This window comes from Bacillus sp. FSL E2-0195 (assembly GCF_038003645.1).
Taxonomy (GTDB): Bacteria; Bacillota; Bacilli; order Bacillales; family Bacillaceae_G; genus Bacillus_A; species Bacillus_A mycoides.
On record NZ_JBBOPN010000001.1, the window covers coordinates 3001223 to 3027101 of the forward strand.

Sequence of the window (25879 nt, forward strand, 5' to 3'; positions counted from 1 at the left end):
TCTAGTTCATTTATTGTAATTGCATCACTTTGCGCGATTACTTTATTAACAAAGCCAAATACAAAACTAGCTTCCTCACCTTCAAGTATAGAAACAGAAACGATTCCCCTTTCATCAATCAATAAAGAAGAAACTCAAACCTTTCGTTCATCTTCTCAATTAAATTCAAAGAAGATCGTTTAGTAAAACACACGTTACAGCCAAATGAAAGTAAATCCTTTCCTTTACGTTCACTCATCGCCAATCCTTTACCAGGTGAGTATTCATTATTTGCACATAATCAAGACGGTTCTGAAAGTAGTATGAATCTTGAAGTGCAGCCACAATAGAACAAAATAAAAAAGCTATCCTCTTATCAAAAGGATAGCCTTTTTATTTTGTAAAACGAGAATTCCCTCTTCTTTGAACAATGACATAATACATGGAATTATATCAACGATTCACCGACAACGAAAAGCCTGTTCCTGAACGGAACAGACTTTATATTTCTTCATTACGACCGAAACGCCGCATCCGCCAGCATAGACAGTGTTACATCATCCATCGGCGGATTGTGTAGTCCTGCTCTGACGTTTAAATAATAGTGATGAAGCGGATTTTTTTCTGATAAACTTTTCGCTCCTACGATGCGCATTGCTTTATCTACAATAGATATCGCCGCATTTGTTACCGCGTATTTCACTGCCGCAAGTTCTGCTTGCAATGATAATTTATCTTCTGCCTCATCGTATTTTTTCGCAATTTGATATAAAAAGACACGAGCTTGCATAAGCTCAAGTTCTAATTCTCCAACTAACCTTCTAACATTCGGTAATAAACTTATAGAATGATTTAAACTGTTTGGCTTGTATGATACCGCAAACTGAACTGCATAATTTCTTGCTGATTGTGCAATTCCTAAATAACATGCTGGTATATGTAGCAACCAGCCAATACCCTTAGCTTTAACTTTTGAACCCTTTATATCAGTGAAAAAGCGATCTGGTATCTCTACATTTTGTAAAACGAGATCATGGCTCGCAGTTCCTCGCATTGCGATGCTATCCCACGTTTCTTCAATTGTCACGCCTTGCGTATTCTTTGGAATGACAAACTCTCCGATATCTTCCTGGCCTTCAATACTTGCTGAAATGATAAAATAATCAAGTACTGGTGCCATTGTCGTAAACGTTTTTCTTCCATTTATAATCCACTTCTCACCTTTTTTGACAGCTAACGTCTCTGGTTTCCCGCCGCGCGTAGGACTACCTGTATTCGGCTCTGTCGCTGCTCGATTAAAAAGCGCACCATTACGTACTTCTTCACAAAACCAAGTGAACATTTCCTCATTCCAAGAACGATTTTCAGCTAATTCCTTTACAATGCCAAGGTGCCATCCAATCGATAATGCGGTAGCACCGCAGCCTTCTGCTATTTTCTCTTGAAATAAAACGAAGTCATATAAAGAAATCGCATTGCCTCCCAATTCTTTTGGCAACGTTAATTTCGTATATCCGATATCTTTCAAATTATTAATATTTTCATACGGAAATGATCCTAATTCACTTAGTTGATGCTCCCTTTCCATGAACTTCGGAATCAATTTATTTATTTTCTCAATAACTAAAGATTGTTCTTCTGTTTCAACAAATGAGAGTGCCATACATAATCTCCTTTATGTTCGATTCATAAACCGTTCATTTTGTCATTATGATTATATGAAGTTACTTCTCTATTGTTTCACTATTCCGATAAAAATACAATGCTTTTGAACAATAAGAAAAGTTCCTATAAAAAGGATAGGTTCTTTTCTTATATTAATCCCCTTTCAATGCCTTTAATGGCAAAGAGGTTACATATCCAATATACGAGCATAATTCTTTAAAAAAGAAAGGGATTTCTGTATCTAACGTTTTATACGCTGACGTTGGAGTTGGTGATGCATACGCTTCAATTTTAATATGTTTTGCAATTTTCATTGCACGTTTCATATGAAGTGGATCACTCACAATCGTATATGTGCGTATTCCGTTCTCTATTCCAACTTGCTTTGCATTCTTTAAATTGTCCTCTGTGAAAAGGGATTTTGTTTCAATTAGAATATCCTCTTCTTTCACACCATGTTTCAGTGCATACACTCTAGCAGTACGCGCTTCCTCAAGCTCTGCCTCAAACTTTGTACCACCTGTGAAAATAATCTTTTTAATATTACCGTTCTTATATAAGGAAATTGCATGATTAATTCTTTCTTTAAATACAGGAGATGGTTTTCCGTTCCATGAAGCTGCTCCCAGCACGATACCAGCATCTGTCTTCACACCATCATCTGTTTTAAAGCGATAACTCCAAATATCGTAAGCTGCATAACTTACATATAAAATAATAGAACAAATCATAAGCAAGAATACTTGCAAGATTTTTCTTTTCTTACTTTTCTTATTTTCTTTCATTTATAACTGCCTCCGTACATCATCCATACTTCTATATAAAAACGTATATATCAAATCATTTTGTTTGAATTTGTTTAAAAGAAGGAATTTTTCTTATCATATATATGCATTAAAGGGTTTTCATTTAAAATTGAGGATTATCAATTCATTTTTCGTTTGCGGTTTTCATTACATTTGTGTAATTTATAAGTTTATTACCATACAACTACATTGTAACGAATTTTTTATCATAATGGAATGATGAAACAAAAGAAGTAACTGTTTTGTAAGAAAAAAGGTATATTTTTCATCTTGACGATCAATACACCTTTAATAATATGAATTATCGTTTTTCTTTATATGACTCTAATTTTTCTAATAACCTTTCCTTTACAGCTGGCCATTCATTTGCAATAACACTATATACAACTGCATCTCTAACATGCCCACTCGGTAATTTTCTTTCGTTTCTAAGTACACCCTCTTTTACTGCGCCGAGTCTTTCAATTGCTCTTTGTGCTTTTTCATTTCGTGCATCCGTCTTAATTTGTACCCTCCGCATATGCAACTTTTCAAAAGCATATTGTAATAACATATACTTACATTCTGTATTCATACTCGTACGTTGCACACTTGGGTCATACCACGTTTTCCCTAATTCCACCGTCTTATCTTCAACTGAAATGTTATATAAGCGTGTACTCCCTACTATTTCATTTGTCTTTTGATCAACAACAACAAATGGCAAATCCTTCCCTGCCCCATAAGCTTTTATCGCCTTTTGAACATATTGCTGCATATCTTGAACAGTATCCATTTTAGAGATTAAATACGCCCAAATATCTCGATTTCCTTCCACGATTGAAAACATTTTTTCGACATCATTGCTATCCATTAACCGTAACTTTGCTCTTTCGTGAATTACTTCCATTTTTAAGCCCCCTTTGTTGTAACTATATCATACTCTAATACCGTTAAATCGTTATATAAGAACACATAATTATATTTATGTTAAGGAATAAAATATATCTTTAAAATAAAAAATGCGATGCCTTTATTCAAGCATCGCACTCATAAATTGAATTGAAATTTACTTTTTTTCCATTACTGCAAAATAATTATTTTCGCTATCTGCAAAATTAAATATTCTACCTGAAGGCATATTTACAATTTCTCCGACTGTAACGTTTTTGTTTACTAAATCGCTATATAAACGATCGAATTCTTTTGAGAAGAACATTAAGGAAGGTGTACCAAGATTTAACTCAGGCTGCATTTTAGCAATTAACTCCTTATTATGGAGAATAATACTTGTTTCAGCTTCTTTAGTTGGAGCAATTTCAATCCATCGCATTCCTTGACCGTTATCTTCCTCTGAAATTACAATAAACCCTACTTTCTCTGTCCAAAACTCCTTCACTTCATCTTGGTTATTCACATACAACATGATTTGACCAACATTATTAATCATTTATTTTAACGCTCCTTTATAAACAATTTTTATTAAACTCCATACACTTATACCTAATTATCACCGAAAATAAAGTTGCGGTGCAAAAATCTATTTCAGCGACTCCAATCGCTCATTCAAACGATCCCAAGTTTCGGTGATACCTTGTAGCATGCCCATGTCCATAACGGTCTTAAGGGCTTCTTCGGAAACATATTCAGCACGGTTTATTAGCTTTGTCTTTCCACCTAAATCGATGAATTCCAATGTCATCTCGGTTGACGGCATAGAATCATTTACATTGCCTTCAGCATCTGAAAAGTAATCAGTGTAGACGATTTTTTCTGGCTCAATAATCTCTTTATAGACTGCTTTTCCCCATGATTCCATACCAAAAAATTGCTCCAAGTTCTGATTGACACACTTCATACAGTAGTGCCAAACGCCTCCCGGACGGAAGTCGACAGTGCATGCTGGAATTTCCCAACCTCTTGGTCCCCACCAATGTTTCAAATGCTCTGGTTCTTTAAACATACTGAATACAAGATCACGCGGCGCATCGAAAACGCGCTCCAGTACTAATACCCGATCGTTCTCTACTCTTGATACCATTGTATTGTTTGACATGTTAATTCCTCCTTAAATATGAACTGATTTTATGACTTTTCCTTGTTTTGCAATTCCTTCAAATACTCATCTAAATTATCGAATCTCTCTTCCATCACACGCTTAAATGACTGCACCCAACAATCAAGTGCTTGGAAAGGCTCAGGTCGGAGTTTGTAAATCCGGCGATTAGCTTCAGCCTGCACTTCCACAATCCCTGTATCGCTTAACACTTTTAGGTGTTTCGAAGTTTGTGGTTGCCTTAATCCCAAATGTTCGGCGATTTCCCCAACGGTTAAGGGACCGTCACGCAAGAGTTCAACGATATTCATACGATTCGGTTCAGATAAAGCGCTCAACGTCGTCATATTCACGCCCGGAATTTTCCCCGACATATCACTCACCCCGTTAAGTGATGGTCTCCGGTTATAACACATCAATATCATCACTAATATTTTTTTCCTGTTGAATCGATTATAACCAAATAGGAATATTCCCGTCAAGGAATATTCGAAAACTAAAGTAATACCAAATCGTTACTTAATAATAAAAATGGATTAAAAACATTTCACAAGCCTATGTTTTACGATAAAGTGATGCTTTAGTCAGTGGGTTTTGGAACGATTTCCGCGAAGGCTTTGTTTCTATCTGGTCCAAGAAAGCTTTAACACTTTTAATACTATTTAACGCTACAGTATTTTTTTTCATATTTTTATTTGATAGTTTAGTTGTTTTATTGGCAAAAGAAATGGACATACGTGATAGTTTGTTTGGAATCTTTATAAGTATCGTTGGGTTAGACGCTTTAGTCAGAGCTATAACCATTGGAAAATAGGGAAATACAGTAAACAAAATGAATATCTTAAACGGTTCAGCTATATTACTTGGAGGAATGTTGATCCTTACTGGACTTGGAGGGTTCGGCTTTTTATCGAGTAATTTATTTTTATCGTTAATCATTTGGTTTTTTATTGGTATATTTATCGCTTCTATCTCTGTATGCTATAGTTACTTACTTCAAACCCCTGCAAGATTAATGGGAAGAGTAACTAGTACCGCAAATACAATGGTGCACGGCGCTATGGTGATTTCACCTACATTAGGTTCACTTTTAGCCCTATGGATAAAAGTAAGCGGAGTTTTTCTACTCGCAGGAGTATTAATCACACGTATTGGTATGATTATATACTTAGCTCATACGTTATTTATGAAAAAATCATCTAGAGTTACTTTAGAACATAATTAACGTTATGCCATTTTCTGATTTTAATAATCAGAAAATGGCATAACTTCAGAAACTTAACTCTACATGTTTAAAGCAACAAATAAGCAATCGGCGTAATAATAAGCAACGTTAAAATCGTTCTTTGCACATATAAAATAATAAGTTCAGATACTTTTAACGGAATATCTGTCGATAATATGCAAGGGATTGATGCGGAGAAAAACAAAATGGATGAAACGGACACAACCGCAATAACAAACTTTGTAACAAGCGGTGCACTTACAACTAAAAGAGAAGGTAAAAACATTTCTGCAATACCAACTGATACTGCTTTAGCAGCTAGGTCTGCTTCTGGTAATTGTAATAGCCACGTAAATGGATAGAAAATGTAACTTACCCAATCAAATATTGGCGTAAACTTTGCTAAGACGATACCAATTAATCCTACTGACATAATTGATGGTAAAATCCCCATCGTCATTATAAATCCGTCTTTTAAATTCACTGCGATATTTTTCATAATACTTGGCGCAGACTTCGATACTTCTAATGCATCTTCCCAAGCTCGCTCTAACATTTTCTCTTTATAAACGGGCTCTGGGAACCCTTCTTTCGTAATATATGTATCTGGTTTTCTACTAAGAGGCGGGATTCTTACGGTGATAGCGGTCACGATGAATGTTACAACAAGAGTAGTCCAAAAGTAAACATTCCATAAATGCATAATATCTAATGTTTTTGCGATGATGATCATAAATGTTGCGGATACTGTTGAAAAACCTGTTGCGATAATTGCTGCTTCTTTCGTCGTATACTTTCCTTCTTTGTAAACACGGTTCGTAATTAATAAGGCTAACGAATAGCTTCCTACAAAGGAAGCAACCGCATCAATTGCTGATCGCCCAGGTGTTTTCCATAACGGTCTCATAATTGGACGACAAAACGTGCCGATAAACTCAAGCAATCCGTACCCGACTAATAACGCTAAAAATGCTGAGCCAATTGGAACGAGTAAACTTACTGATATAACTAACTTCTCATACAAAAACGGTCCAACATCTGGCGCAAAGAACCATGCTGGTCCTACTTTCAAACAATATAATACGCCGAAAACAACACCTACTACTTTTAAAATAGAAAAACAAATGTCTACAATAGATGCATTCCATTTCTTCGTATAAAACGGATAAATCGCACCCATTGCCATAACAAGTAGTGCGTAATAAGGTACTACGCTCGGAACCGAAGTCCTAATCCATGATACGATATGATCAATCATAATAGACGAAGCACCGTTTATCGTAACAGGAACAAAAAACATAAACACACCAACTAGACTAGCAAGTATAAAGCGAAGTATAATCCCCTTCTCTCGCCCTGTCTTAATTACATTACTTTTTAATTCAATTTCATTCAAAATTAGACACCTCCTATTATCTAAATATTCTGTATATTAATGTCGAATTCCTTCTTTTAATTCGAATATTTAATCATGTAAAAAAGCCTATTTTGAAATATACAATCAAAATAAGCTTTTTCTATTACCTCTTATAATCATCCACAATTACTTGAATTACACGATAAGATTCTTCTGCCACTATCTTATTACTAGTCTTATTCGCATCATATGTAATTAACGCCTTCCAAAGCGCCCATCCTCTCGCTCTATTCCACGTTTCTTCATCCATGCGTAATACTTCTTTAAATACGTTTCTACTATTCTTATCAAAAAATGTCCAGGCCATCGCTGCATCACAAGCCGGATCTCCTACTCCTAAAATACCAAAATCAATTACGGCACAAAGTTTTCCATCCTTAACGAGTAAGTTTCCTGGTGCAACATCTCCATGAATCCAAACTGGTTTGTGGTCCCATGTTGAACGAAGTGCTACATTCCAAAGATGCTTTAATAATGTCTCATCAAAAACATCCTTATTATTTTCAATAGCCACTCTCGCTTCTTCATCGTATACAGATATAAGCCCGCCTCGGTAAAAATTATGTTCTCCAGCTATTGGCCCGTTACTCGCATCAATTGATTGTAACTCTATTAAAAACGAGCCTAAGTCCGCCGCAAATTCATTTAAGTCACGAACATTTTCTTTCGTAACGGTCTCCCCCTCGATCCACTTATTAATAGACCAAGGCCATAGATATTCTTCAGATGGACTCCCTTTCACAATTGGTGCAGAAATTGGTAAAAAAAGTTCCTTACTTAATATTGGAAGCCACTTATTTTCTTTCTCTACTTGCGGTGCATATGCTGCATCACTTGGCAATCTTACACTCATCTCATCCCCTAAGTGAAACGTCCTATTATCATGCCCACTAAACTTTACAGGTTTCACTTCTAAATGGGCCCATTCGGGAAACTGTTGTTGTATTAACTGTTCAACTAAACTTACGTTAATTTGATTCATTCACTCTCCTCTTTTCTTTTGAAACTTACTAAGTCCATCCGTACTGCCAACATAGTCAAAACCACCTCTCTTATAAAAATCATTCAATATACGATTATGCCGGACGCAATCTAACTTCAAATACTCTTTGTCATGTTGCACATTCTCTTCTACCCACCGTATAATCCATTCTCCTATTCCATCCCCCTTATACTTCCGTTTCACCGCAAATCTATGAATATATAATGAATTAGAAACTTCCTCTTTTCCAAAAATATGTTCATCCCATTCATTTTGTTTAGGAGAAGCTGTAACCGTACCAACTATTTCATCTTCTTTCATAACAACATATGTATATTTCTCTCTTATACATTCTAGTATTTCAGCCGTAGCTTCCTCTCCTAAAAGATACTGCCACTGATCCACTTCTTTATATTGTAGCCATTGTGCTACTTCTTTTAATAGAGTGATAATGCTATTACTTTCTTCTGCAGCAATTCGAATTGTATATTCTTTACTTATATTTCTCTCCATATTGCCATTCCCCCTTCAAATTACTACCATACTGACATACGAGTCCTTCCATCATTCTCGTCTGTAACATATTCAACATAAAACCCTTGATCAATTGCGTTTTCATACATCATTTCAATCTCTTCTTGGTTTTTCGCATAAACCTGTATGTAATCACCATCCGCTACTAATACGACTACTTTACACTTACTCTCTTTAAATTCTTCATATGTTTCAATATCTACTACTTCCTCTCCTTTTGGATACGCTTTTAAATCTGCAAAAATGAGATAATATATGTTGTCTTTTATTAATTTTTTCAATTCTAATCCACTCATTACCTTGTTATCTTCTGAAAATAATTCTGTTCCTAATCCATCAGGCAATATGAAATAAGATTCCTCGTTTTCCACTCGCCAATCAAATGAAGTAATATCAATTGGCTTTAACACTTTCCAAAGTAAATTATCATTTTCATTTGGAATATCTACAAAAATTCCTCTTTTCATTTGTTTGCTCCTAGCTTATTTATTTTCGTTCCATACATTATATACCAAATTCAACTACTATATTTTGTCGATACCTATGTAACTTGTATTTCACCGCGAAAAAACCGTCCCACTACTTATGAAACGGTTTCTTTCTACTTACATTTAAGTTTTTCATTAAATTATTGCACTGCGTTTTAAAATAATTTCTAATATGTTCAGCACATCAGCCATTCATTTTTAACACTCACTTCGACTTCACAAAATAATATAAAAACCACACCGCATGATTTTGTTCATCTGCAGCTATTCTGCGCAATAACTCTTTCATAGATGCATCTGCTGCTTCATCTGAAATTTCCAAGTAAAAATCTACGGTCTTTTGCTCATCTTGTATAGCGAACTCTAATCCCTGTAAGTACGTATTAGGGCAATTTTCCGTAATCTGTGGTTTCGGCTGTCTGCCAGTTAAATTCGTATAGATTTGTACAAAATGATGAAAATGCCTTATTTCATCATTACGGATTTCAAGAATTTGTTTTTGTTCTACTTGATTTGGAGCCATGTTAGCTAATTTTGCATAGCAACTTATAGCGCTATACTCTCCGTTTATAGCTTTTTCAATATCACTAATTAGCTTATCATTCTGTCTATACCAATTATCATAATTCGAATTATACATCGTATCCCCTCCATTATTTCGCATAACATTTTATGCATTTTGAAATAGTAGGAGCATGTATACAAAAAAGAACCGCAAATCCAAACTCTTCGATTACCTTTAAAATATTGAAGAACCTATCTATCACTGCTTTATTTTCTTATAGAGTAATAATGAGTTCACAAAAAAAAACGGTTCACTATTAGTGAACCGTTTTTTATCTATTACACGTATCATTCCATTTTATTTATACACAATTTTAAAATACGAATAAATAGTTAACACATAATATCCAACATAAATTATACAATATGCACCACTACTAATTAAAATAGGAATAATGATGTTATATATAGGCATGTTGTTTATTATTGGTATCGCAAATAAGCTATGAACAAGTCCGACTATTAGAGGTGAAATAAAACTAAAGCTAACTTGCTTCGAAATTGACTTTCTTACCTCTTTTTTCGTAACACCTATTTTACGAAGAGTTTCATAATATCTCTGATTAGCATACGCTTCAGATAATTGTTTATAATATATAATTGAACCTGTCGCCAATACAAATATAACCCCTAAAAAACTTCCAATAAATAACGCAACTCCATACAGTTGCATAAAATCTCCATTTGTTTCAGATTGCCCTACATAATACCCTGCTGCGACTGTACTAATTGCAGTTAAAGCTGTAGCGCTTAATATAGCAATTATTGCAAGTAACTTAGCGTTTCCTTTTACTCGGTATAGTAATTGCGAAATGTTTATTATATTTATACCGCTATAAAATATTTCTCTTTTACTTCTAATTTTCTTTAAAACAATAACTGTATAAGAAGTGAATAGAAAATATGTCCCAAAAACAACTAAAAACAAAATAAAAACTGGAATCATTATAGGATTTATAATAGGGTTCATAGGATCAATGGGATTCCGCACAATATTTACTACTTCACGGAAGAAGCCTGCTAGTATATATCCTAATCCCATTAAAATAAGACCTATATACGCCCTAGGTACAGAACCTTTTGGCATCCGTTCTCCTTGATGATTAGCTTGAAACATTTCAATCAATGGAAATTTATAAATAATGCGAGAGTTTTTCCATGCTGTATATAATAAAATAGATAAAAAGACGATGAACGTGTCTATTATCGCTTTTATAGATAACTCGAAATGAATAGGTACATTTAATTTCATTAAACTCATTAGCAGTTCTAAAAATAACTTAAAACTCATACTGCCAATCAGTATGCCAACTACTAAAGCAACGCCTCCCATTATCATAGTCTCACAAAATAACATCGTACCAATTTGTTTTTTAGTTATTCCTAGTAAAGAATATAATCCTACCTCTTTTTTTCGTTTCCTTATAAAAAAATTAGTAGAATAAATAATAAATATAGCTATAAAAATAATGAGAATCACTTTTGAAGATTGAAGAACACTATTAATCATCACATTATTAACCATTTCTTTTTTTATTTGATTACTATATCGAAGTGATGCAAATATAAAATAGATAAGCATACTTGAAGCTAACGATACAAAATAGAGTATATACTCTTTAAAATTACGCCGTATGTTACGTTGAACTATATTAAATAAATTCATTTATCTTAACCTCCAGGAAATGATTGATGCAAAATATTACAAAGGGCAATGCTAGATAAGGTCACCAGCCATCCCTCCAGAAATGGAAGACATTACATCAATGATTTGTTTTCAAAAAAATTACCCTTTTCACTTATTCATACCGCAGACACTCAATCGGATCCAATTTAGCCGCTTTATTAGCCGGCAGTATGCCAAAGACAATACCAATTGACATCGATATTCCAACTGAGAGTAATCCAAGACTTACAGAAATAACTAGTGGCCATTCACCTATTGACGAAGCGATCCAAGCAAAAAACATACCTAATCCAAAACCAACCGCCCCGCCTAATGACGTTAAAATACATGCTTCGATGAGAAATTGTGTTAATATTTTTCCTCTCGTTGCACCGAGCGCTTTTCGAATACCTATTTCACGTGTACGCTCTGTAACGGATACAAGCATGATATTCATCACACCAATACCACCTACGATTAAGGAAATTCCAGCAATACTAGCAAATACTATTTTCATCGTTCGTGTTGACTCTTCTATTTTTTGACCATATGCTTTCGTATCCTCGACTGTAAAAGAATGCTCAAATTCTGGGGATTTCAATTCATCCAATACAGATATAGCTTGTTTTTCTACAGCCTCTCGCTCACTTGGAGAAGTTAACTTAATTTTCACTGTATCGTATTCCTCAATCCCTGCAATTAAAGGTGCATTGTCGATAGATGTATATCCTTCATACAATTTAAATTGACGTTGAAAACCGTCTTCATATTTGTACACCCCAACAACCTTATATGGTTTTCCTTTTATATCTATATACAAATCATCTTTCCAATTATCAAATAGTGTTTTAAATAAATCTTCAGCTACAATTACAACAGGAATTGGCTTTTTTAGTTCATCCGGTGTTAACTCTCGCCCATGTACCATTTTCATTTTAGAGTCCTGCATAAAGTTTCCTGTTCCCCCATTTAAACTAAAGGAAACATTTTTTGATCCCGTATATACTTTTACGTCCATATGCACATTGGGATACACATCTTTTACACCTCGTATCACTTGCAATTGCTTTACCATATGTGGTGTAATTTTTTCTTTTTCTGTCGGAGAATCCGGGTTGAAGTATTCTATTTTAAGTTCATCCATATGCTGATTCTCTGCAAGTTCCTTTTGCATCTTTGCAGTCTGTCCATCTCCCATTGAAATAATTGTAATAATTGCACTGATTCCAATAATAATGCCTAGCATTGTTAATATAGATCGCATTTTATGCGCAAAAATAGAAGATATGGCCATGCGTATATTTTCATTCGTATTCAAATTTATTCTCTCCAATCTTGTACGATATTGCCGTCACGAATTACAATTTGACGTACTGCTGCTTCTCCGATTTCACGATCGTGAGTAATCATAATAATCGTTGAACCTTGTTTATTTAATTCGTAAAAGAGCTCCATAATTTGTTCACTCATTTTCGTATCAAGTGCACCAGTTGGTTCATCGGCTAAAATAAATTTCGGATTATTTACAATCGCACGCGCTACAGCAACACGCTGTTTTTGACCACCTGATAGCTCACTTGGAAGATGGGTAGCACGGTCAGCTAACCCAACTTTCGTTAAAGCAGCTAACGAACGCTCACGTCTTTCTTTTTTATCAACTCCTGCATAAATAAGAGGTAATTCTACATTTTGAAGTGCTGTAAGCCTTGGTAGTAACATGAAATTTTGAAATACAAAGCCGATTTCTTTATTACGAACGTGTGCAAGTTCTGTTTCAGACATGGTTGAAATATTTTGACCAGCTAGCTCATACGTACCTGCCGTTGGTTTATCTAAACAACCGATAATGTTCATTAAGGTTGACTTACCAGAACCAGATGGTCCCATAATGGAAGTGAATTCCCCCTGGTTCAGTATTATATCGATTCCATGTAATATTTGGACGGACTCTGTACCGTTTTGAAAAGATTTCGTGATGCCTTTTAAATGAATCATTTTGTGTTAACCTCCATACCATCTTTTACATTTTTCATAGGTTCAGAGATAATTTGTACACCTTTTTTCACTCCAGAAACTTTTGCTTCATGATTCGTTTCAAATTCAACCGTAACCACTTGTTCTTTCACTTTTCCATCTTTTACAACGAAGACAACATCTTTGTCACCTTTTTTCACCATACTGCTTTTCGGAACGATTGTACCTGTTGCTTCACCTGTTTTGTTTGTCACGTTTACGTGGAAACCGTTTTGTAATCCTTCACTATCGTTCAATGTAACAGTGAATGGATAGCTGGAAACTGTTTTGTTTTCATCCATATTTTTTAATGGTGTGGATCCGATTTCTGTAACTTTTCCTGTTCACGTCTTACTAGATACAGTTTTTGATGAAACTGTTACTTCTTGCCCAATCTTCACACTCGCAAGCTCATATTCAGACAGTTGGCCTTTTACTTTAAATGGACCAGCGTGACGAAGCGTAATTCCGCTCATACCAGCATCATTATTTTTGACAATGTCATCAATTACACCATCAGCCGGGCTCGTTACAGAAAGTGTGTTCACTTTCTCTTTTGCTGATTTAATTATTTCATCAGCTTTTTCTACTTCAAACTTTTTCATTTCAAGTTGCAATTCTAATTGTTGCACTTCGATTTCTGATGCTTTTAACGCTTCCTCAGGAAGACCAGCGTTTTTATCTTTTTTTAGTTTCTGCTTCGCTGCATCCATTTGTTTCTGATGCAATGTTACACCTTGTTTAGTAATAGGGTCATTATATTTAAAAAGAAGCTGTCCTTTTTTACTTCATCACCTTTTTTAACAGCTAATTCATTCGTACCTTTTGTTGGATCGAATGAATTTGCTTCTATACCATTTGGGATAACTTCGCCACCTAATTTTTGCTCATTCTCTATTTGTTTTTCTGTCACTTCATATATTTTATAAGTTTTAACTGGTTCAGATTCTCCTGCAAATGTCATATAAGACCCGACCCCTAAACCAATTGTAATTACACCAACGATGACTAGTTTTTTGCTTTCTTCATAATATCCTCACTTTTTCATGTGTTTTATTTTTAGAAACTGTATGTCCTCTTCTTTAATAGTTTTTGATATATAAAGCCCCGTACATACTATGTACAATATAAAAAGCCCCACTTTTTCATTACCAGTTCCTCCTTGACCTAACATACGTATAGGATAGAAAAAACTAGTTAAATAAAAAGCGGGGTAAACATTAAATTTTTATTAAATTCTTGAACTCTCTTCTTTTGGCAATCTTACTTCAAATATTGTTCTAATTATATTACTTTCTGCTGAAATCGTCCCATTATGCTGTTCAACAATATTTTTAGCAATAAATAACCCAAGGCCCGTACCGCCCTGCTGCCCTGTTCTTGCTTTATCACCTGTATAAAGCATGTCAAAAAGATAAGGCAAATCTTCTTCTGGAATGCTATCTCCGTAATTAATAATTTGTACGATAACCTCTCCATTATCAATATATCCATTCATATCAACAAATTGTCCATTATCTCCGTATCTAACTGCATTTGTTACAAGATTTTCAAATACTCGAGCTAACAAATTCCCGTCACCGTAAATATATAAATGAGGATTAACATTCAACCTAGCTTCTAAATGATGTTTCTCCAATAATGGATACAATTCCTCATCTAACTGTATAAGCAACTCACTTATATTAATTGTTTTTTTATCTAACTTTAGCACGCCATAATTCATTCGCGTAATTTCAAATAACTCATCAATTAAACTTTCAAGTCGCTGCGATTTCGCAAATGCAATCATAGAAAAACGTTTAATCTGCTCCTTTGACAAATTTTCATCTTTAAGAATTAAATCTAAATAACCTAAAACTGATGTTAAAGGCGTTCTTAAATCATGTGCTAAGTTAACAATGAGCTGATCTTTACTACTTTCTGCAAAATCACCTCTCTCAACCGCCTCTTTTAATTTTTCACTCGCTATATTAATTTCACGCGCAATCTCGCCAAATTCATCATTTGAAGTAATATGAACTTTCTTTGTAAAATCACCGTTAGCAAGATGGTGAATACCGTTAGAAATTTCATTAAAATATTTTAAGTATGGTTTTGTTAAAAAGAAATAGAATACAACAGATAGTGGGATAAAACACATTAAAAAGAATTTAATATCTACGATTGGTCTAAATTGGGCTAAGTAATCTTCGTAATGTACCATCGTTCTATAATAAAGCTGTAATACTTTATAGATTATATATGTTCCGCCAGCTGCTAACACCATGCTTAGCGCAAACAAAGCAATCATTTTAAAACGAAAACTTCTCATCATGTTAGCCATTGAAAGTATACCCTACCCCCCATACCGTTTTTATTAACTTATTCTTTCTTGTATCCTCCCCAATTTTTTTTCGTAAAGTACGAATATGTACCGCAACTGTACTTCCCCCATCATAATAATCATCCGCCCACACTTGCTGAAGGATATTTTCCACACTGTACACTTTTTTCGGATGGCTCACTAATAAATATAAAATATCAAACTCTTTTGGGGTTAATTCAATTTGTTCTCCGTATACATTTAGCTTTCGTTGCTCAAGATTAATAACCACTCCGCCTACTTCTAAAACGGATTTGTTCTCCTCTACTTTCGGTTGATTTAACGTAAGAAATCGACGTAGTTGTGCATTTACACGTGCAACTAATTCAATTGGGGCAAAAGGCTTTGTCATATAATCATCCGCACCTAGTACAAGACCTGTCACCTTATCAAAATCAGATGTTTTCGCGCTTAGAAAAATGATTGGCATATTATACTTCACACGAATTTGTCGCGTTACTTCATAACCATCCATTTTTGGCATCATAATATCTAAAATAACTAAATCAATTGGTTGCGATTGAATAATAAGAACAGCTTCTTCTCCATCAGTAGCTTTCACAACATGATAACCTTCTTTCTCTAAATGTATCCCAATTAATTCAGCAATTTCCACCTCATCATCCGCTATTAAAATTGAAATCTGCTTCATTTTGCTGTTCCCCTCATTCCTTTTTCATACGTCCAATTTTAAACTAGTCTATTTTGTTTATATCATCTTAAAAGAACATTATTATGAGATTCTTACTTTTTAGAGATAACTTCGAGTACTATATTTCTTCTGCATTTTTTTTGCATGTTTATGTTTTGTTAACTTTGCAACACCCTCTACGATTTCACATTTTATGGTAGAAAATGTAGAAAAACTAACAAAACTAAAGTATATCAGAGATAATAATTATATAGTACAACAGATTTTACAGTAGGATCCCTTCATATCAAGCCTAGCTAAGTGACAGTTAGTTTCACAAATAACTAACTTCCTTTCATTATATCAATATATTTTGTACCCTTACTTGTATTTCAACATAAAAACCGCTCCACTACTAGTGAAACGGTTTTTCCTTTACTTATTTTTATGCATTCACTTCAGTTTTTTGCTCCTTTACTACACTACGTTTGAAAGCTGTTCCAAGTATAATAACCACGCTTACTACACCAATCCAAACGAGTACAGTAAGAGGAGTATTCCAAGCTAATCCTTTTCCAAAGAAGAATATTTCTCTAAGCCCTTCAATCATAAATCGCATTGGCAACCATGCGTACACCCAATCTTGATAAAATGGTGACATCATTTCAGGCGCTAATGCTAATAGCGGTGCCCCAAAGAAAAGTAATAGAGCGAATATACCTATACCCTTTAGTCCAACTAATGAAAGCACCGCAGAAATCATTAAGAAGAAACAAAAAGAAGTAATGGATAAGAACAAAGCCGTATCCGTGAAATTCGGGATATTTAATCCTACCATTCCATCCGCAATCCATGTAAGACCAAATCCAATTACAAGTGTAGCAATTGCTCCTGTTACTATTTGTTTTAGTTTCAATACGAAGTTCTCTTTTCTTGTACCCACTTGCGTTTTACTTATCGCAATAAAGATAATTGCTGCGCTCGCTAAACTTGCAATCCATAACGGCTGGAATAAAGACATTGGCGAGTTACCGTTCGCACTATTTTTGCCGATTTCATTCACATTTGTCACTTTCTTCGTAATAGGTGTTACTACATTTGAAACTTGGTCTGCTGTTAATGTAGCTCCTTTTGCTTTCAATCCTTCTAATAGTTGTGTACGAACAGTATTGTTCATATTATCAACGATCGCATTTAACATTTGTCCTGCCATAGTTGATGCTGCTGTATTCATTCCTTGATTGATGAATATTTCTACCTCTGGCGAAGATGGCTGTGGTGTTCGTAATGATGCTTGTTTTGTGCTAAAGTCTTTCGGAATAACCAATGCTGCATAATATTCTTGATTATTTAAGCCTTTTTGAACTGCTTCTTTATTTTGCACTTCTACCCACTTTACCGCAGGTTCTTCCTCTGATTTTGATGTCTTTTTCATATTATCAACAATCGTTTGCCCCATATTCATCTTCGGTTGATTCGGAATTTCTACTCCTTGATCCTCATTTACAATTGCGATTGGTAAGTTTTTCGGCTTAGGTTGAACGGTTGGAAATAATGTTAATGAAAAAATAAAAACAACAAGTAGTGCAATAACTGGAGATAACAATAAAAGTTTGTTTTTAAACATTTTCTTTTCTCCTCCTTTAATTTGATTTATAATAACCAACAACGTGTTGTTTATTTATATTTGAATTATATGTTCGAGTTGAACCTTATACAATAATCAAAAATCGTGAATGTGTCGGTTATAAGACACATCCTTGAAATGTGTTGGCTAAAATTAAGGGGGGACATACTTTGCGCGATAGTAATTTAGATTTACGTGTTATTCGTACGAAAACTGCCATACGAAATGCATTAGTGGAATTAATTGAGGAAAAAGGTTTTGACGCCATAACAGTGAAAGATATTACTACGAAAGCAAACATAAATCGTGGTACATTTTATACACATTACCAAGATAAATTTGATTTAATGACAAAATGCCAAGAAGAAATTATGCATGAATTTTCTAGCATTGCTAAACAGAGATTACCGGAAGTTATTGCTGATCTTGGATCAAGCCCTTCCCCAACAATGCCATTTATACTTATCGCTTCTATTCTTGAATTTCTAAATGAAAATAGTGATTTTATGAAAGCTGTACTAAGCCCAAAAGGAGATTTATCTTTCCAAACGAAACTGAAAGACTTTATGTGGAAAACACTATTTGAAGATACGAATGGTCCTCTCATTAATAAGGAGAATTTACTTGTCCCAAGCCAATACTTAGCTTCTTATATGGCATCTGCTCATATAGGTGTCATTCAACAATGGTTAAATAACGGACAAAAAGAAACACCTGAGGAGATTGCTCGTATTTTATCAACAATCGCAGTCCATGGACCTTTTTATGCGGCTGGTTTAAAGAAATAAGTCCGCTATATAATAAAAGATCATCCACTATAATAGCGGATGATCTTTTATTTCATTACAACACTTCAATATAGCCTTCTGTTCCATGTACCCGAATTCGTTGTCCGTCTTTTATTAATTTCGTAGCATTCTCTACCCCGACGACTGCTGGTAATCCATATTCACGTGCAATAACTGCTCCGTGTGTCATCAGTCCGCCAACTTCAGTGACTAACCCTTTTATAGACACAAACAATGGTGTCCAGCCAGGATCAGTAAAGGCAGTAACTAATATATCTCCATCTTCTAAATTCGCATCTTCCATATTTAAAATAACGCGTGCTCTCCCCTCAATCACTCCTGAAGAAACAGGCAGACCTACGATTGCTTCAGCCGGGAGATTTTCTCGTTTGTACTTCCCAGTAATGATTTCTCCATCAGACGTCATTACACGTGGAGGCGTTAGTTTTTCATATAATTTGTAATCATTTTTTTGTTTATGAATAAGCTCGTAATCTAGTTTATTCGTAAGGACAACTTCGTGAAGTTCTTCAAAAGTTAGATAGTATATATCTTCTACTTCATCAATAACTTTATTTTGCACGAGTTGCTCGGCTTCTTTCAATATTGCCTGCTTATATATGAAATAGCGATTAATCATACCGTATTTTGGATATTCACGATAACCGATAAAATTCCGGATGTTACGAATCATTCGCTTCGTCTCTTCTACTTTTTGTTTACCATCCGGCAAATGCTGCAATCGATCTACTAACTCTTCTTCTTTTTTCAAAGCTTCCTGCAGTCCTTCTTCAAATTTCCGTTTACTAGCACCATCTTCAAAATCTCTTATATTATTTAAAATCATCGGGATAATGGTTGTTGGCTTTTCACTCCAGCGCGTTTTCGTAATGTCGATTTCTCCGCTGCATCTCATTCCGTATTTATTTAGAAAAGTTAGAATGGCATCTCTAGCTTTTTCTCCGCCTTTAAATTGAACGAATTCATCTAAAAAGTTATCATTTTCTACATGTTGTAAATACGCAATAACTTCTGGATATGGCCGAATCACATCAGCAACATCGAGTAATGCTAGCCCCATTTCAGACGTAATATTGTTTTGTACTGATTGAGAAAGTGTGTCTGCTGCATTCTTTTCGCCTAGCCATTGCTCCATTTTTTCATTGATCCATGTTGAAGCATCCATACCTGCCATAATGACAGCCATACTTTGCGGATGAAATAATATTTTCTTTAATTGCTGCATATCTTCCAAAATAAAATCAAGTACATCCACCCCTGATTTCGTTTGCATGTTTCGTTTTAACTCTTCGATTGATGCTTGATTCATCTTTATTAAATCCGTAACGATTGATCGATTGTTTTCGATTTTTGGTTGTGAACTTGCAGGTGGTCCACTTTTACCAACACTCTTTTCTTTTTCATCATCTGGTAACAATGTAATAAAATCATCTCGCTCGACTACAGTTGTTAATGCATCTTTAATAAGCGGTTCCGAATTCCCTATCATATTTAATAAAAGTTCTCTACTAGTAGGCGAAGCCAATCTTTGTGCAACATCAACAAACAACCTTCCTCCAGCTTGAAACCTCTGTCCAAAAGATGTTAACTGGAATAAAGACATTCCTAATGGCTTCAAGGGGTCGGTCATCATTTGCTGGTGACCAACTGATACATACACATGATTTTCCCCATCATTTACTTCTGGTATTGGATATAAAGTCGTGATTGGGCGACTTTGGACAATATAAAATGTATCATCCACTAAACACCATTCAATATCTTGCGGACAACCAAAATAAGCTTCAATCTGTCTTCCAATCTGTGCTAGTTGTAATATTTGTGGTTCAGACAATGTTTGAAGCTTTTGCTGAGCCGGATCAATCTGTTTCGTCTCCGTTCCGCCATCTTTTAAAGCATAAATAGCTAATTTTTTAGTTGCTATCATCTTTCCGGTAATTTCGCCTTCTTTTACTTTATAATTATCGGCAGAGACCAGTCCTGATACTAATGCCTCACCAAGTCCAAAACTGGCATCGATTGATACTACCTTTCGGTTAGAAGTAACCGGATCAGCAGTAAATAAAATGCCCGAAGCCTCAGGGAAAACCATTTTTTGAACGACAACACATATAGAAACTTGATTATGTTCAAAATCATTTTGCATGCGGTACATAACTGCTCGCTCTGTAAATAAAGAAGCCCAGCACTTTCTTACATGCTGCAAAATCACTTCTTCTCCGATAATATTTAAATACGTATCTTGTTGACCAGCAAATGAGGCATACGGTAAATCTTCAGCCGTAGCACTAGAACGCACGGCATACGCATGTTCATTTCCAAAACGTAAGAGATAATGAGCTACCGCTTCCACTACTTCAGAAGGGATTTCTACTGCCATAATGACTTCTCTAATCTTCTTACTAATTCCACCGATTTGGGATCGCTCTTCCATTTTCAACTTTGTTAGCTGCTGCAACAAAGTTTGAAGCTCGTCATTTTGCTCGATGGCCTTTTCATACCCTACCGTTGTAACACAAAAACCTTCTGTCACTTGTATACCTTGAATGTTTGATAATGCCCCTAAATTCAATCCTTTTCCGCCAACGAGCGAAAGCTGCGTTTTTTCTATTTCCTGAAAATCGAGAACGAAAGAACTCATGTAACATCTCTCCTTACTATGTGTGTGTTCTTGATTGTAGCAGTAGTAAATGAGAATAAACAGTCTATTTCGAACTTGATTTACATGATATAATTAAGTTAGGAAGAGATGATTTTTTATTTCTCCCCCTCTAATTCACTTCAATTACATCAACAAACTTAAACATCCTTTGATTATGAAAAGCATCGGTACAAGTAATCGTCTTATTTAATGGATTTATATCAGCTACTGTTATGTAATTTTTATATAGATAGCCCTCTTTATAATATGTAAGTAAAACCTCTTCTTCACCTAAATATGAAATTAACAGCTTATTTTCAATCCTTTCTTTTGCATCTTGCGTTAAAATTGGACGCGGGACTTTTGTTTGCTCCTGTATCATTTCTTTAATACAGACGAACTGTTCTGGCATACTAGCAAACGGTTGCCACTTTACCATTCCTCTTCCTTTTGGCATATTAGCATTCTTCACGATTTGTGCCCTCCTAGTAATGTGTTTCTATATCTTGCTGTTGCGACGCTTGTGTAAGAAACCCCACGTAAAATACTGTTCTTACCAAATCGTGTTCGAATTTCGTCCATAACCTTCGTTAATCTCATTTCTTTTTCTCTTTGTATAATGTTATCGAAAAGCGAAATTTGCTCTTCTCCTTCATGTATTAAATTTGTTAAGGAAAGACTTATCGAGCGAATCGGCTCTCCTGTATGCCGTTCGTATAAAAAATATGTACAAACGTTGTAAATATCCATCGTTAAATTTGTTGCTCTGTTTAACGTATATGCTTTTTTTATTCCTCCTCCGTATTCCTTGCTATACCCGACTGAAAAATGTATCGTTTGCGCGTATTTCTTTTCCCTTCTCAACCTATAACAAACTTCTTCTATATGCTCTAATAAAATAACTATGAACTCTTCTATCGAATAATCCCGTAATAATATTTGGCTTTTCGCTATAGATGTTGTCGCTGGAACGTATTTCTCTGCTATTCTGCTAAAATCAATCCCGTTACTATGTAGATGTAATTCTTCCCCTATTACACCGAAAGATTGCTTTAAATATTTCAAAGGATACTGAGCTAATTCTCCAATTATATGTATACCTTTTCGATTCAATTTCATTTCAGTTTTATACGATATACCCCAAAATTTACTGAGTGGTCTAATACTCCATAACTTCTCGGGTATATCGTCATACGTCCACTGTACTATTCCATCTTTATTCTTTTTCGCCTCAACATCCATCGCTACTTTACTCAATAATAAATTCGGACCAATACCAATCGTACTTTCGATCCGTGTACGTTCATATATTTCTCTCTTGAACTTTAATGCGAATTCGCACGGATTACTCGCAAATAAATGAATACTTGCAGTCATATCCATAAAAAACTCATCGATACTATATTGATGAAAATCTTCCGGCGCAACATACTGTAAAGCTAAGCCCGTTATGTAATTTGAACATTTCACATACGTATGCATAACTGGATTCACAATAATAATATCTTGCCGCTTCGGTATTTCGTACAAACGAGCCATCTTCTTTATTCCTAACGCTTTTAATGGCGGTGTTGCTGCCAATACAATTGATCCACTGCGGTTTACATCTCCTACGACAGCCAATTTTGTATAACGTGGATCAAGTCCTTTTTTAATACATGATACGCTCGCATAAAAGCTACGAAGATCTACACAAAGAATAATGCGATTTGGTAAAAGAGAATAATCATACAAGGTTATCACTCCTAACAAAAGAACGTCTGTTCTTATTATATACGAACTAACGTTCTTTTTGAAGGTATTTTCATGAAAATTTTGGTTAAAATAACCTTACTTTAAAAATTTTTTTAAGAAAAACTTAAGAAATTCCCCGCTATATTCATAAGAAGTTTTTTCTATACTGAAAAACGTAAATACGTAAAAGGAGAAACAATCATGAAGAAATTTGTACTTTACATAATAGGAATAGGCCTCCCTATATACTTACTACCTTTCATATTACGCGGAGATTTAGACAGATTTAATCCGATTGCTGAAGAAAAAAATGTATACGCTATTACGGAGGAATATGGCGTTCCAGATTACCATCATAAAGGAAGAGCTATGTACTCGCTAAAAGGTGTTGATGAATTAAGGAATGAGAAGGAATATAAAGTAGGAACGAACACTCCTAATGATTTTATAAGAAAAACTTACTTAAAAATTCATGTGAAAGGTAAGTATGTCTATTCCTACGACATTATTTCTGAAAAGGACATTCCGGAGAAAATAAGGGGCCAATTGGAGATAGCAAATAAATAAAAGAGCCAATTCGTACGAGTTGGCTCTTTATTATCTCTCCCACCTACCGTTAGGCTATCTTCCTACACATGCTTGAGATGGGAGAATCCTTTCGGTAAATTTATTACATTCGCTATCATTGTTTTAATAACCATTCTTCAATTACTTTCACTGTTTCATCTCGTTGTGCTTTTGACGTAATTAAGCTCGCATTATCACCTTTTTGCTCACCATACATGCCAAAATGAGCATGGTTTCCGCCTTTTATCATGTGCATAGCTGTATTCTTTGACATTAACTTTTTATTGCTCTCTATTTTTTCTACAGTTGCTAAAGCATCTACTTCCCCATAAATTGATAACATTGGAATCGATTTAGTAGAGAAATCATCTGCAGGATACGAACCTAAGAAAATGATCCCGTCTACCTTGTCTTCATGTTGAAAGGCATACTTAGAAATCATAGCTCCTCCCATTGAATGCCCCGCAACATACCATTTTTGAACTTCAGGATACTGTTCAATTACACTGTCTACTGCATTGATTCCAAGTATCGCTAAATTTAATGGTAACTTAGGCATTACTACAACATGCCCCTCTTTTGCAAGAGCTTTTCCTAAGTAACTATAAGCCTCAGCTTCTACTTTAGCTCCTTGATAAAAAATAACCCCTATTTTAGCATCTTTCTCTCCAAATACTATATTACCTTCATCTTTTTTATCATCTACTAACGACAAAGCCTCTTTCGTTGGTTTATAAGTAAACTGAGACCAAGTCAAAAACGTAATACTTCCTATAAGTAAAATACCTAGTAAAGAGTAAAGAACAATTTTCATCCACTTCTTCACATATATGCCCTCCCTAAGATGTGTATATTTTATACTTTAAATGATTATTTATATAATTGTCGAATAATCTTAACTAATAAATTTAGAAAAAATAATACGAGCCCTCAAATGCCGTTTTAAAATGAGTTCAATATATTCATCCTAAAACACAGGCTTCATACACAAAGTAAAATTCCATAAAGAAAAAGCCGATTTCTTTATCGTATAGGAAATCGACTTTTGGCTTAATTATTGATTTAGTAATAAAAACACCTTTTAAAATAACTATGTTTATACTATAGACGTTGATCTTTTTGGAAGTTTAGACGAAAATGATCCTCATCATTATATACCCCAAATTCATACCCTTGCTCTTTATAAAATTTAATAATTTCAGGAAGAGCTTGTAATGTTTGTGCTTTTTCATGCATTAAAACAACTTCTACTTCTTCTGTTGTCTGTTTTTTTACATTTTCGATAATCTGAGTTGGATTATCTTTTAATTTCCAATCATTTGAGTCTACTGTCCAATCCCAAACTTTTATTGCTGCTTCTACAATTTGATTCCGAATTTCCTCTCCCTTTAATCCTGGTGCAGATCCATATGGCGGACGGACCAGTTTAGGAGTTGTACCCGTAATATTATGGATAAGATCTAACGTTTCTTTCATCTCTGGTACAAATTGTCCCTTTTTGTATAGCTTATCACTATTATGTGTCATACTATGTGCACCAATATAATGTCCTTCTTTTACTGCTCGTTTTACATTTTCCTGAAAACCTGTATTTTGTAAATTGCTACCTTGCATAAAAAATGTAGAGGCAACATTTTGCTCTTTTAGTACATCTAAAAATTTCCCAGTCAATTCGCTAGGACCGTCATCAAATGTTAAATAGACAACTTTTCCTACCGGTTTTCCATCAGGTCTTTTTTGTTTTGCTGGTGATGTTTCCTTTTTCTTTTCTTGTTGTTGCGTATTAACTTGTTTCATACTTTCATTAGCTACTCCCTTCGCTGGGATAGAGTGCCATTTTCCAATTAAAAAGAAAGTGAAAAAGGTCGTTGCTAAAACAACTCCTAGAGATATTATTACCTTAGTTAATCGACTTGTTTTTTTCTTACTTTGTGATTCTTTCATTATTTATAAGGCTGAGCCTTTACTCGACTGAATCATTAATTTCACCCGGTGTTTACAATAAATAGATTAATAGAGATGGATAAAGATAAAATGCAGATAATGTCGAAATCAGTTAAAGAATAGCGTATTGCATCCACTCTTTAGAAAAATATTTGTTTTTAATTTGAAAACTGGATATACACCCAAA

25 protein-coding genes and 1 pseudogene are annotated in these 25879 nt (G+C 34.6%); 3 read left to right on the plus strand and 23 right to left on the minus strand.

Going from position 1 to position 25879, the window contains the following annotated elements; genetic code table 11:
- Positions 1 to 493: 493 nt before the first annotated feature.
- The 6 genes from MHH59_RS15495 to MHH59_RS15520 form a co-directional block, all read right to left on the minus strand.
- Positions 494 to 1642: an acyl-CoA dehydrogenase family protein gene (locus MHH59_RS15495; protein WP_002128005.1), complete on the minus strand. Its 1149-nt coding sequence runs from the start codon at positions 1640 to 1642 to the stop codon at positions 494 to 496.
- Between the two features lie 154 nt (positions 1643 to 1796).
- On the minus strand, positions 1797 to 2429 hold the full coding sequence (locus MHH59_RS15500; protein ID WP_002128006.1) for a YdcF family protein: 633 nt from the start codon (positions 2427 to 2429) through the stop codon (positions 1797 to 1799).
- Positions 2430 to 2751: 322 nt separating this feature from the next.
- The gene (locus MHH59_RS15505) at positions 2752 to 3339 is read right to left on the minus strand and encodes a GNAT family N-acetyltransferase (protein ID WP_103458759.1); all 588 of its coding nucleotides are present in this window, start codon (positions 3337 to 3339) and stop codon (positions 2752 to 2754) included.
- Positions 3340 to 3498: 159 nt separating this feature from the next.
- Positions 3499 to 3879, minus strand: a complete 381-nt coding sequence (locus tag MHH59_RS15510; RefSeq protein WP_002033018.1) for a VOC family protein — start codon at positions 3877 to 3879, stop codon at positions 3499 to 3501.
- A gap of 90 nt (positions 3880 to 3969) precedes the next feature.
- A complete protein-coding gene (locus tag MHH59_RS15515) occupies positions 3970 to 4485 on the minus strand; it encodes an SRPBCC domain-containing protein (protein ID WP_002013656.1) in 516 nt (171 codons plus the stop codon).
- A gap of 29 nt (positions 4486 to 4514) precedes the next feature.
- A complete protein-coding gene (locus MHH59_RS15520; RefSeq protein ID WP_000014568.1) occupies positions 4515 to 4859 on the minus strand; it encodes an ArsR/SmtB family transcription factor in 345 nt (114 codons plus the stop codon).
- A gap of 458 nt (positions 4860 to 5317) precedes the next feature.
- On the opposite strand from MHH59_RS15520, the gene MHH59_RS15525 reads away from it, so the two are divergent.
- Complete coding sequence (locus MHH59_RS15525; RefSeq protein WP_002128009.1) at positions 5318 to 5710, plus strand: hypothetical protein; 393 nt, start codon at positions 5318 to 5320, stop codon at positions 5708 to 5710.
- A 67-nt stretch (positions 5711 to 5777) separates the two neighbouring features.
- Here the strand turns inward: MHH59_RS15525 and MHH59_RS15530 are convergent, their stop codons facing one another.
- The 12 genes and pseudogenes from MHH59_RS15530 to MHH59_RS15585 all read right to left on the minus strand — a co-directional run bounded on the left by MHH59_RS15530 (position 5778) and on the right by MHH59_RS15585 (position 17997).
- Entirely contained in the window at positions 5778 to 7106 is a 1329-nt protein-coding gene (locus tag MHH59_RS15530) for a YjiH family protein (protein WP_002128010.1), read from the minus strand.
- A gap of 124 nt (positions 7107 to 7230) precedes the next feature.
- On the minus strand, positions 7231 to 8109 hold the full coding sequence (locus tag MHH59_RS15535; RefSeq protein WP_340851708.1) for an aminoglycoside phosphotransferase family protein: 879 nt from the start codon (positions 8107 to 8109) through the stop codon (positions 7231 to 7233).
- Positions 8110 to 8622 carry a GNAT family N-acetyltransferase gene (locus MHH59_RS15540; RefSeq protein WP_340851710.1) on the minus strand — a complete coding sequence of 171 codons (513 nt, stop codon included), beginning with the start codon at positions 8620 to 8622 and terminating at the stop codon, positions 8110 to 8112.
- Positions 8623 to 8645: 23 nt separating this feature from the next.
- Positions 8646 to 9110, minus strand: a complete 465-nt coding sequence (locus MHH59_RS15545; protein ID WP_003190057.1) for a DUF2691 family protein — start codon at positions 9108 to 9110, stop codon at positions 8646 to 8648.
- Between the two features lie 226 nt (positions 9111 to 9336).
- Positions 9337 to 9771 (minus strand): ferritin-like domain-containing protein, encoded by a 435-nt coding sequence (locus tag MHH59_RS15550; protein WP_002013647.1) that lies wholly within the window; start codon positions 9769 to 9771, stop codon positions 9337 to 9339.
- Between the two features lie 222 nt (positions 9772 to 9993).
- A complete protein-coding gene (locus MHH59_RS15555; RefSeq protein ID WP_340851713.1) occupies positions 9994 to 11361 on the minus strand; it encodes an ABC transporter permease in 1368 nt (455 codons plus the stop codon).
- A gap of 133 nt (positions 11362 to 11494) precedes the next feature.
- Positions 11495 to 12679, minus strand: a complete 1185-nt coding sequence (locus tag MHH59_RS15560; RefSeq protein WP_340851714.1) for an ABC transporter permease — start codon at positions 12677 to 12679, stop codon at positions 11495 to 11497.
- 2 nt (positions 12680 to 12681) lie between these two features.
- Positions 12682 to 13356, minus strand: a complete 675-nt coding sequence (locus tag MHH59_RS15565; RefSeq protein ID WP_103458756.1) for an ABC transporter ATP-binding protein — start codon at positions 13354 to 13356, stop codon at positions 12682 to 12684.
- Positions 13353 to 14380, minus strand: a pseudogene (locus MHH59_RS15570) (efflux RND transporter periplasmic adaptor subunit). Before MHH59_RS15570 ends, MHH59_RS15565 begins: the two are co-directional and overlap by 4 nt.
- 225 nt (positions 14381 to 14605) lie before the next feature.
- The gene (locus tag MHH59_RS15575; RefSeq protein WP_103458754.1) at positions 14606 to 15700 is read right to left on the minus strand and encodes a HAMP domain-containing sensor histidine kinase; all 1095 of its coding nucleotides are present in this window, start codon (positions 15698 to 15700) and stop codon (positions 14606 to 14608) included.
- Entirely contained in the window at positions 15693 to 16391 is a 699-nt protein-coding gene (locus MHH59_RS15580) for a response regulator transcription factor (protein ID WP_002013637.1), read from the minus strand. The genes MHH59_RS15575 and MHH59_RS15580 overlap by 8 nt, the downstream gene beginning before the upstream one ends.
- Positions 16392 to 16815: 424 nt before the next feature.
- Positions 16816 to 17997, minus strand: coding sequence for a YhgE/Pip domain-containing protein (locus MHH59_RS15585; protein ID WP_016127223.1), 1182 nt, complete (start codon positions 17995 to 17997; stop codon positions 16816 to 16818).
- Positions 17998 to 18167: 170 nt separating this feature from the next.
- On the opposite strand from MHH59_RS15585, the gene MHH59_RS15590 reads away from it, so the two are divergent.
- Complete coding sequence (locus MHH59_RS15590) at positions 18168 to 18785, plus strand: TetR/AcrR family transcriptional regulator (RefSeq protein ID WP_016127224.1); 618 nt, start codon at positions 18168 to 18170, stop codon at positions 18783 to 18785.
- Positions 18786 to 18840: 55 nt separating this feature from the next.
- Here MHH59_RS15590 and ppsA read toward each other — a convergent pair whose 3' ends face one another.
- From ppsA to MHH59_RS15605, 3 genes are all read right to left on the minus strand, one after another.
- A complete protein-coding gene (ppsA, locus tag MHH59_RS15595; RefSeq protein WP_340851717.1) occupies positions 18841 to 21447 on the minus strand; it encodes a phosphoenolpyruvate synthase in 2607 nt (868 codons plus the stop codon).
- A gap of 130 nt (positions 21448 to 21577) precedes the next feature.
- Positions 21578 to 21919: a YolD-like family protein gene (locus MHH59_RS15600; RefSeq protein ID WP_002165494.1), complete on the minus strand. Its 342-nt coding sequence runs from the start codon at positions 21917 to 21919 to the stop codon at positions 21578 to 21580.
- Positions 21916 to 23181 (minus strand): Y-family DNA polymerase, encoded by a 1266-nt coding sequence (locus tag MHH59_RS15605; RefSeq protein ID WP_340851719.1) that lies wholly within the window; start codon positions 23179 to 23181, stop codon positions 21916 to 21918. The genes MHH59_RS15600 and MHH59_RS15605 overlap by 4 nt, the downstream gene beginning before the upstream one ends.
- A gap of 201 nt (positions 23182 to 23382) precedes the next feature.
- On the opposite strand from MHH59_RS15605, the gene MHH59_RS15610 reads away from it, so the two are divergent.
- Positions 23383 to 23748, plus strand: a complete 366-nt coding sequence (locus MHH59_RS15610) for a YxeA family protein (protein WP_002168073.1) — start codon at positions 23383 to 23385, stop codon at positions 23746 to 23748.
- 115 nt (positions 23749 to 23863) lie between these two features.
- On the opposite strand, the gene MHH59_RS15615 is transcribed toward MHH59_RS15610, so the two are convergent.
- Complete coding sequence (locus MHH59_RS15615) at positions 23864 to 24574, minus strand: alpha/beta hydrolase (RefSeq protein WP_002185483.1); 711 nt, start codon at positions 24572 to 24574, stop codon at positions 23864 to 23866.
- Positions 24575 to 24849: 275 nt separating this feature from the next.
- Positions 24850 to 25692, minus strand: coding sequence for a polysaccharide deacetylase family protein (locus MHH59_RS15620; protein ID WP_002033202.1), 843 nt, complete (start codon positions 25690 to 25692; stop codon positions 24850 to 24852).
- Positions 25693 to 25879: the final 187 nt, after the last annotated feature.

What these genes read in the sequence shown, in the direction of transcription:
- MHH59_RS15585 (WP_016127223.1), bottom strand. Translation starts at nt 17,997, where the DNA reads ATGTTTAAAAACAAACTTTTATTGTTATCTCCAGTTATTGCACTACTT.
- MHH59_RS15535 (WP_340851708.1), bottom strand. Translation starts at nt 8,109, where the DNA reads ATGAATCAAATTAACGTAAGTTTAGTTGAACAGTTAATACAACAACAG.
- MHH59_RS15565 (WP_103458756.1), bottom strand. Translation starts at nt 13,356, where the DNA reads ATGATTCATTTAAAAGGCATCACGAAATCTTTTCAAAACGGTACAGAG.
- MHH59_RS15505 (WP_103458759.1), bottom strand. Translation starts at nt 3,339, where the DNA reads ATGGAAGTAATTCACGAAAGAGCAAAGTTACGGTTAATGGATAGCAAT.
- ppsA (WP_340851717.1), bottom strand. Translation starts at nt 21,447, where the DNA reads ATGAGTTCTTTCGTTCTCGATTTTCAGGAAATAGAAAAAACGCAGCTT.
- MHH59_RS15575 (WP_103458754.1), bottom strand. Translation starts at nt 15,700, where the DNA reads ATGGCTAACATGATGAGAAGTTTTCGTTTTAAAATGATTGCTTTGTTT.
- MHH59_RS15550 (WP_002013647.1), bottom strand. Translation starts at nt 9,771, where the DNA reads ATGTATAATTCGAATTATGATAATTGGTATAGACAGAATGATAAGCTA.
- MHH59_RS15525 (WP_002128009.1), top strand. Translation starts at nt 5,318, where the DNA reads ATGAATATCTTAAACGGTTCAGCTATATTACTTGGAGGAATGTTGATC.
- MHH59_RS15515 (WP_002013656.1), bottom strand. Translation starts at nt 4,485, where the DNA reads ATGTCAAACAATACAATGGTATCAAGAGTAGAGAACGATCGGGTATTA.
- MHH59_RS15555 (WP_340851713.1), bottom strand. Translation starts at nt 11,361, where the DNA reads ATGAATTTATTTAATATAGTTCAACGTAACATACGGCGTAATTTTAAA.
- MHH59_RS15620 (WP_002033202.1), bottom strand. Translation starts at nt 25,692, where the DNA reads ATGAAAGAATCACAAAGTAAGAAAAAAACAAGTCGATTAACTAAGGTA.
- MHH59_RS15545 (WP_003190057.1), bottom strand. Translation starts at nt 9,110, where the DNA reads ATGAAAAGAGGAATTTTTGTAGATATTCCAAATGAAAATGATAATTTA.
- MHH59_RS15500 (WP_002128006.1), bottom strand. Translation starts at nt 2,429, where the DNA reads ATGAAAGAAAATAAGAAAAGTAAGAAAAGAAAAATCTTGCAAGTATTC.
- MHH59_RS15495 (WP_002128005.1), bottom strand. Translation starts at nt 1,642, where the DNA reads ATGGCACTCTCATTTGTTGAAACAGAAGAACAATCTTTAGTTATTGAG.
- MHH59_RS15520 (WP_000014568.1), bottom strand. Translation starts at nt 4,859, where the DNA reads ATGTCGGGGAAAATTCCGGGCGTGAATATGACGACGTTGAGCGCTTTA.
- MHH59_RS15580 (WP_002013637.1), bottom strand. Translation starts at nt 16,391, where the DNA reads ATGAAGCAGATTTCAATTTTAATAGCGGATGATGAGGTGGAAATTGCT.
- MHH59_RS15610 (WP_002168073.1), top strand. Translation starts at nt 23,383, where the DNA reads ATGAAGAAATTTGTACTTTACATAATAGGAATAGGCCTCCCTATATAC.
- MHH59_RS15540 (WP_340851710.1), bottom strand. Translation starts at nt 8,622, where the DNA reads ATGGAGAGAAATATAAGTAAAGAATATACAATTCGAATTGCTGCAGAA.
- MHH59_RS15510 (WP_002033018.1), bottom strand. Translation starts at nt 3,879, where the DNA reads ATGATTAATAATGTTGGTCAAATCATGTTGTATGTGAATAACCAAGAT.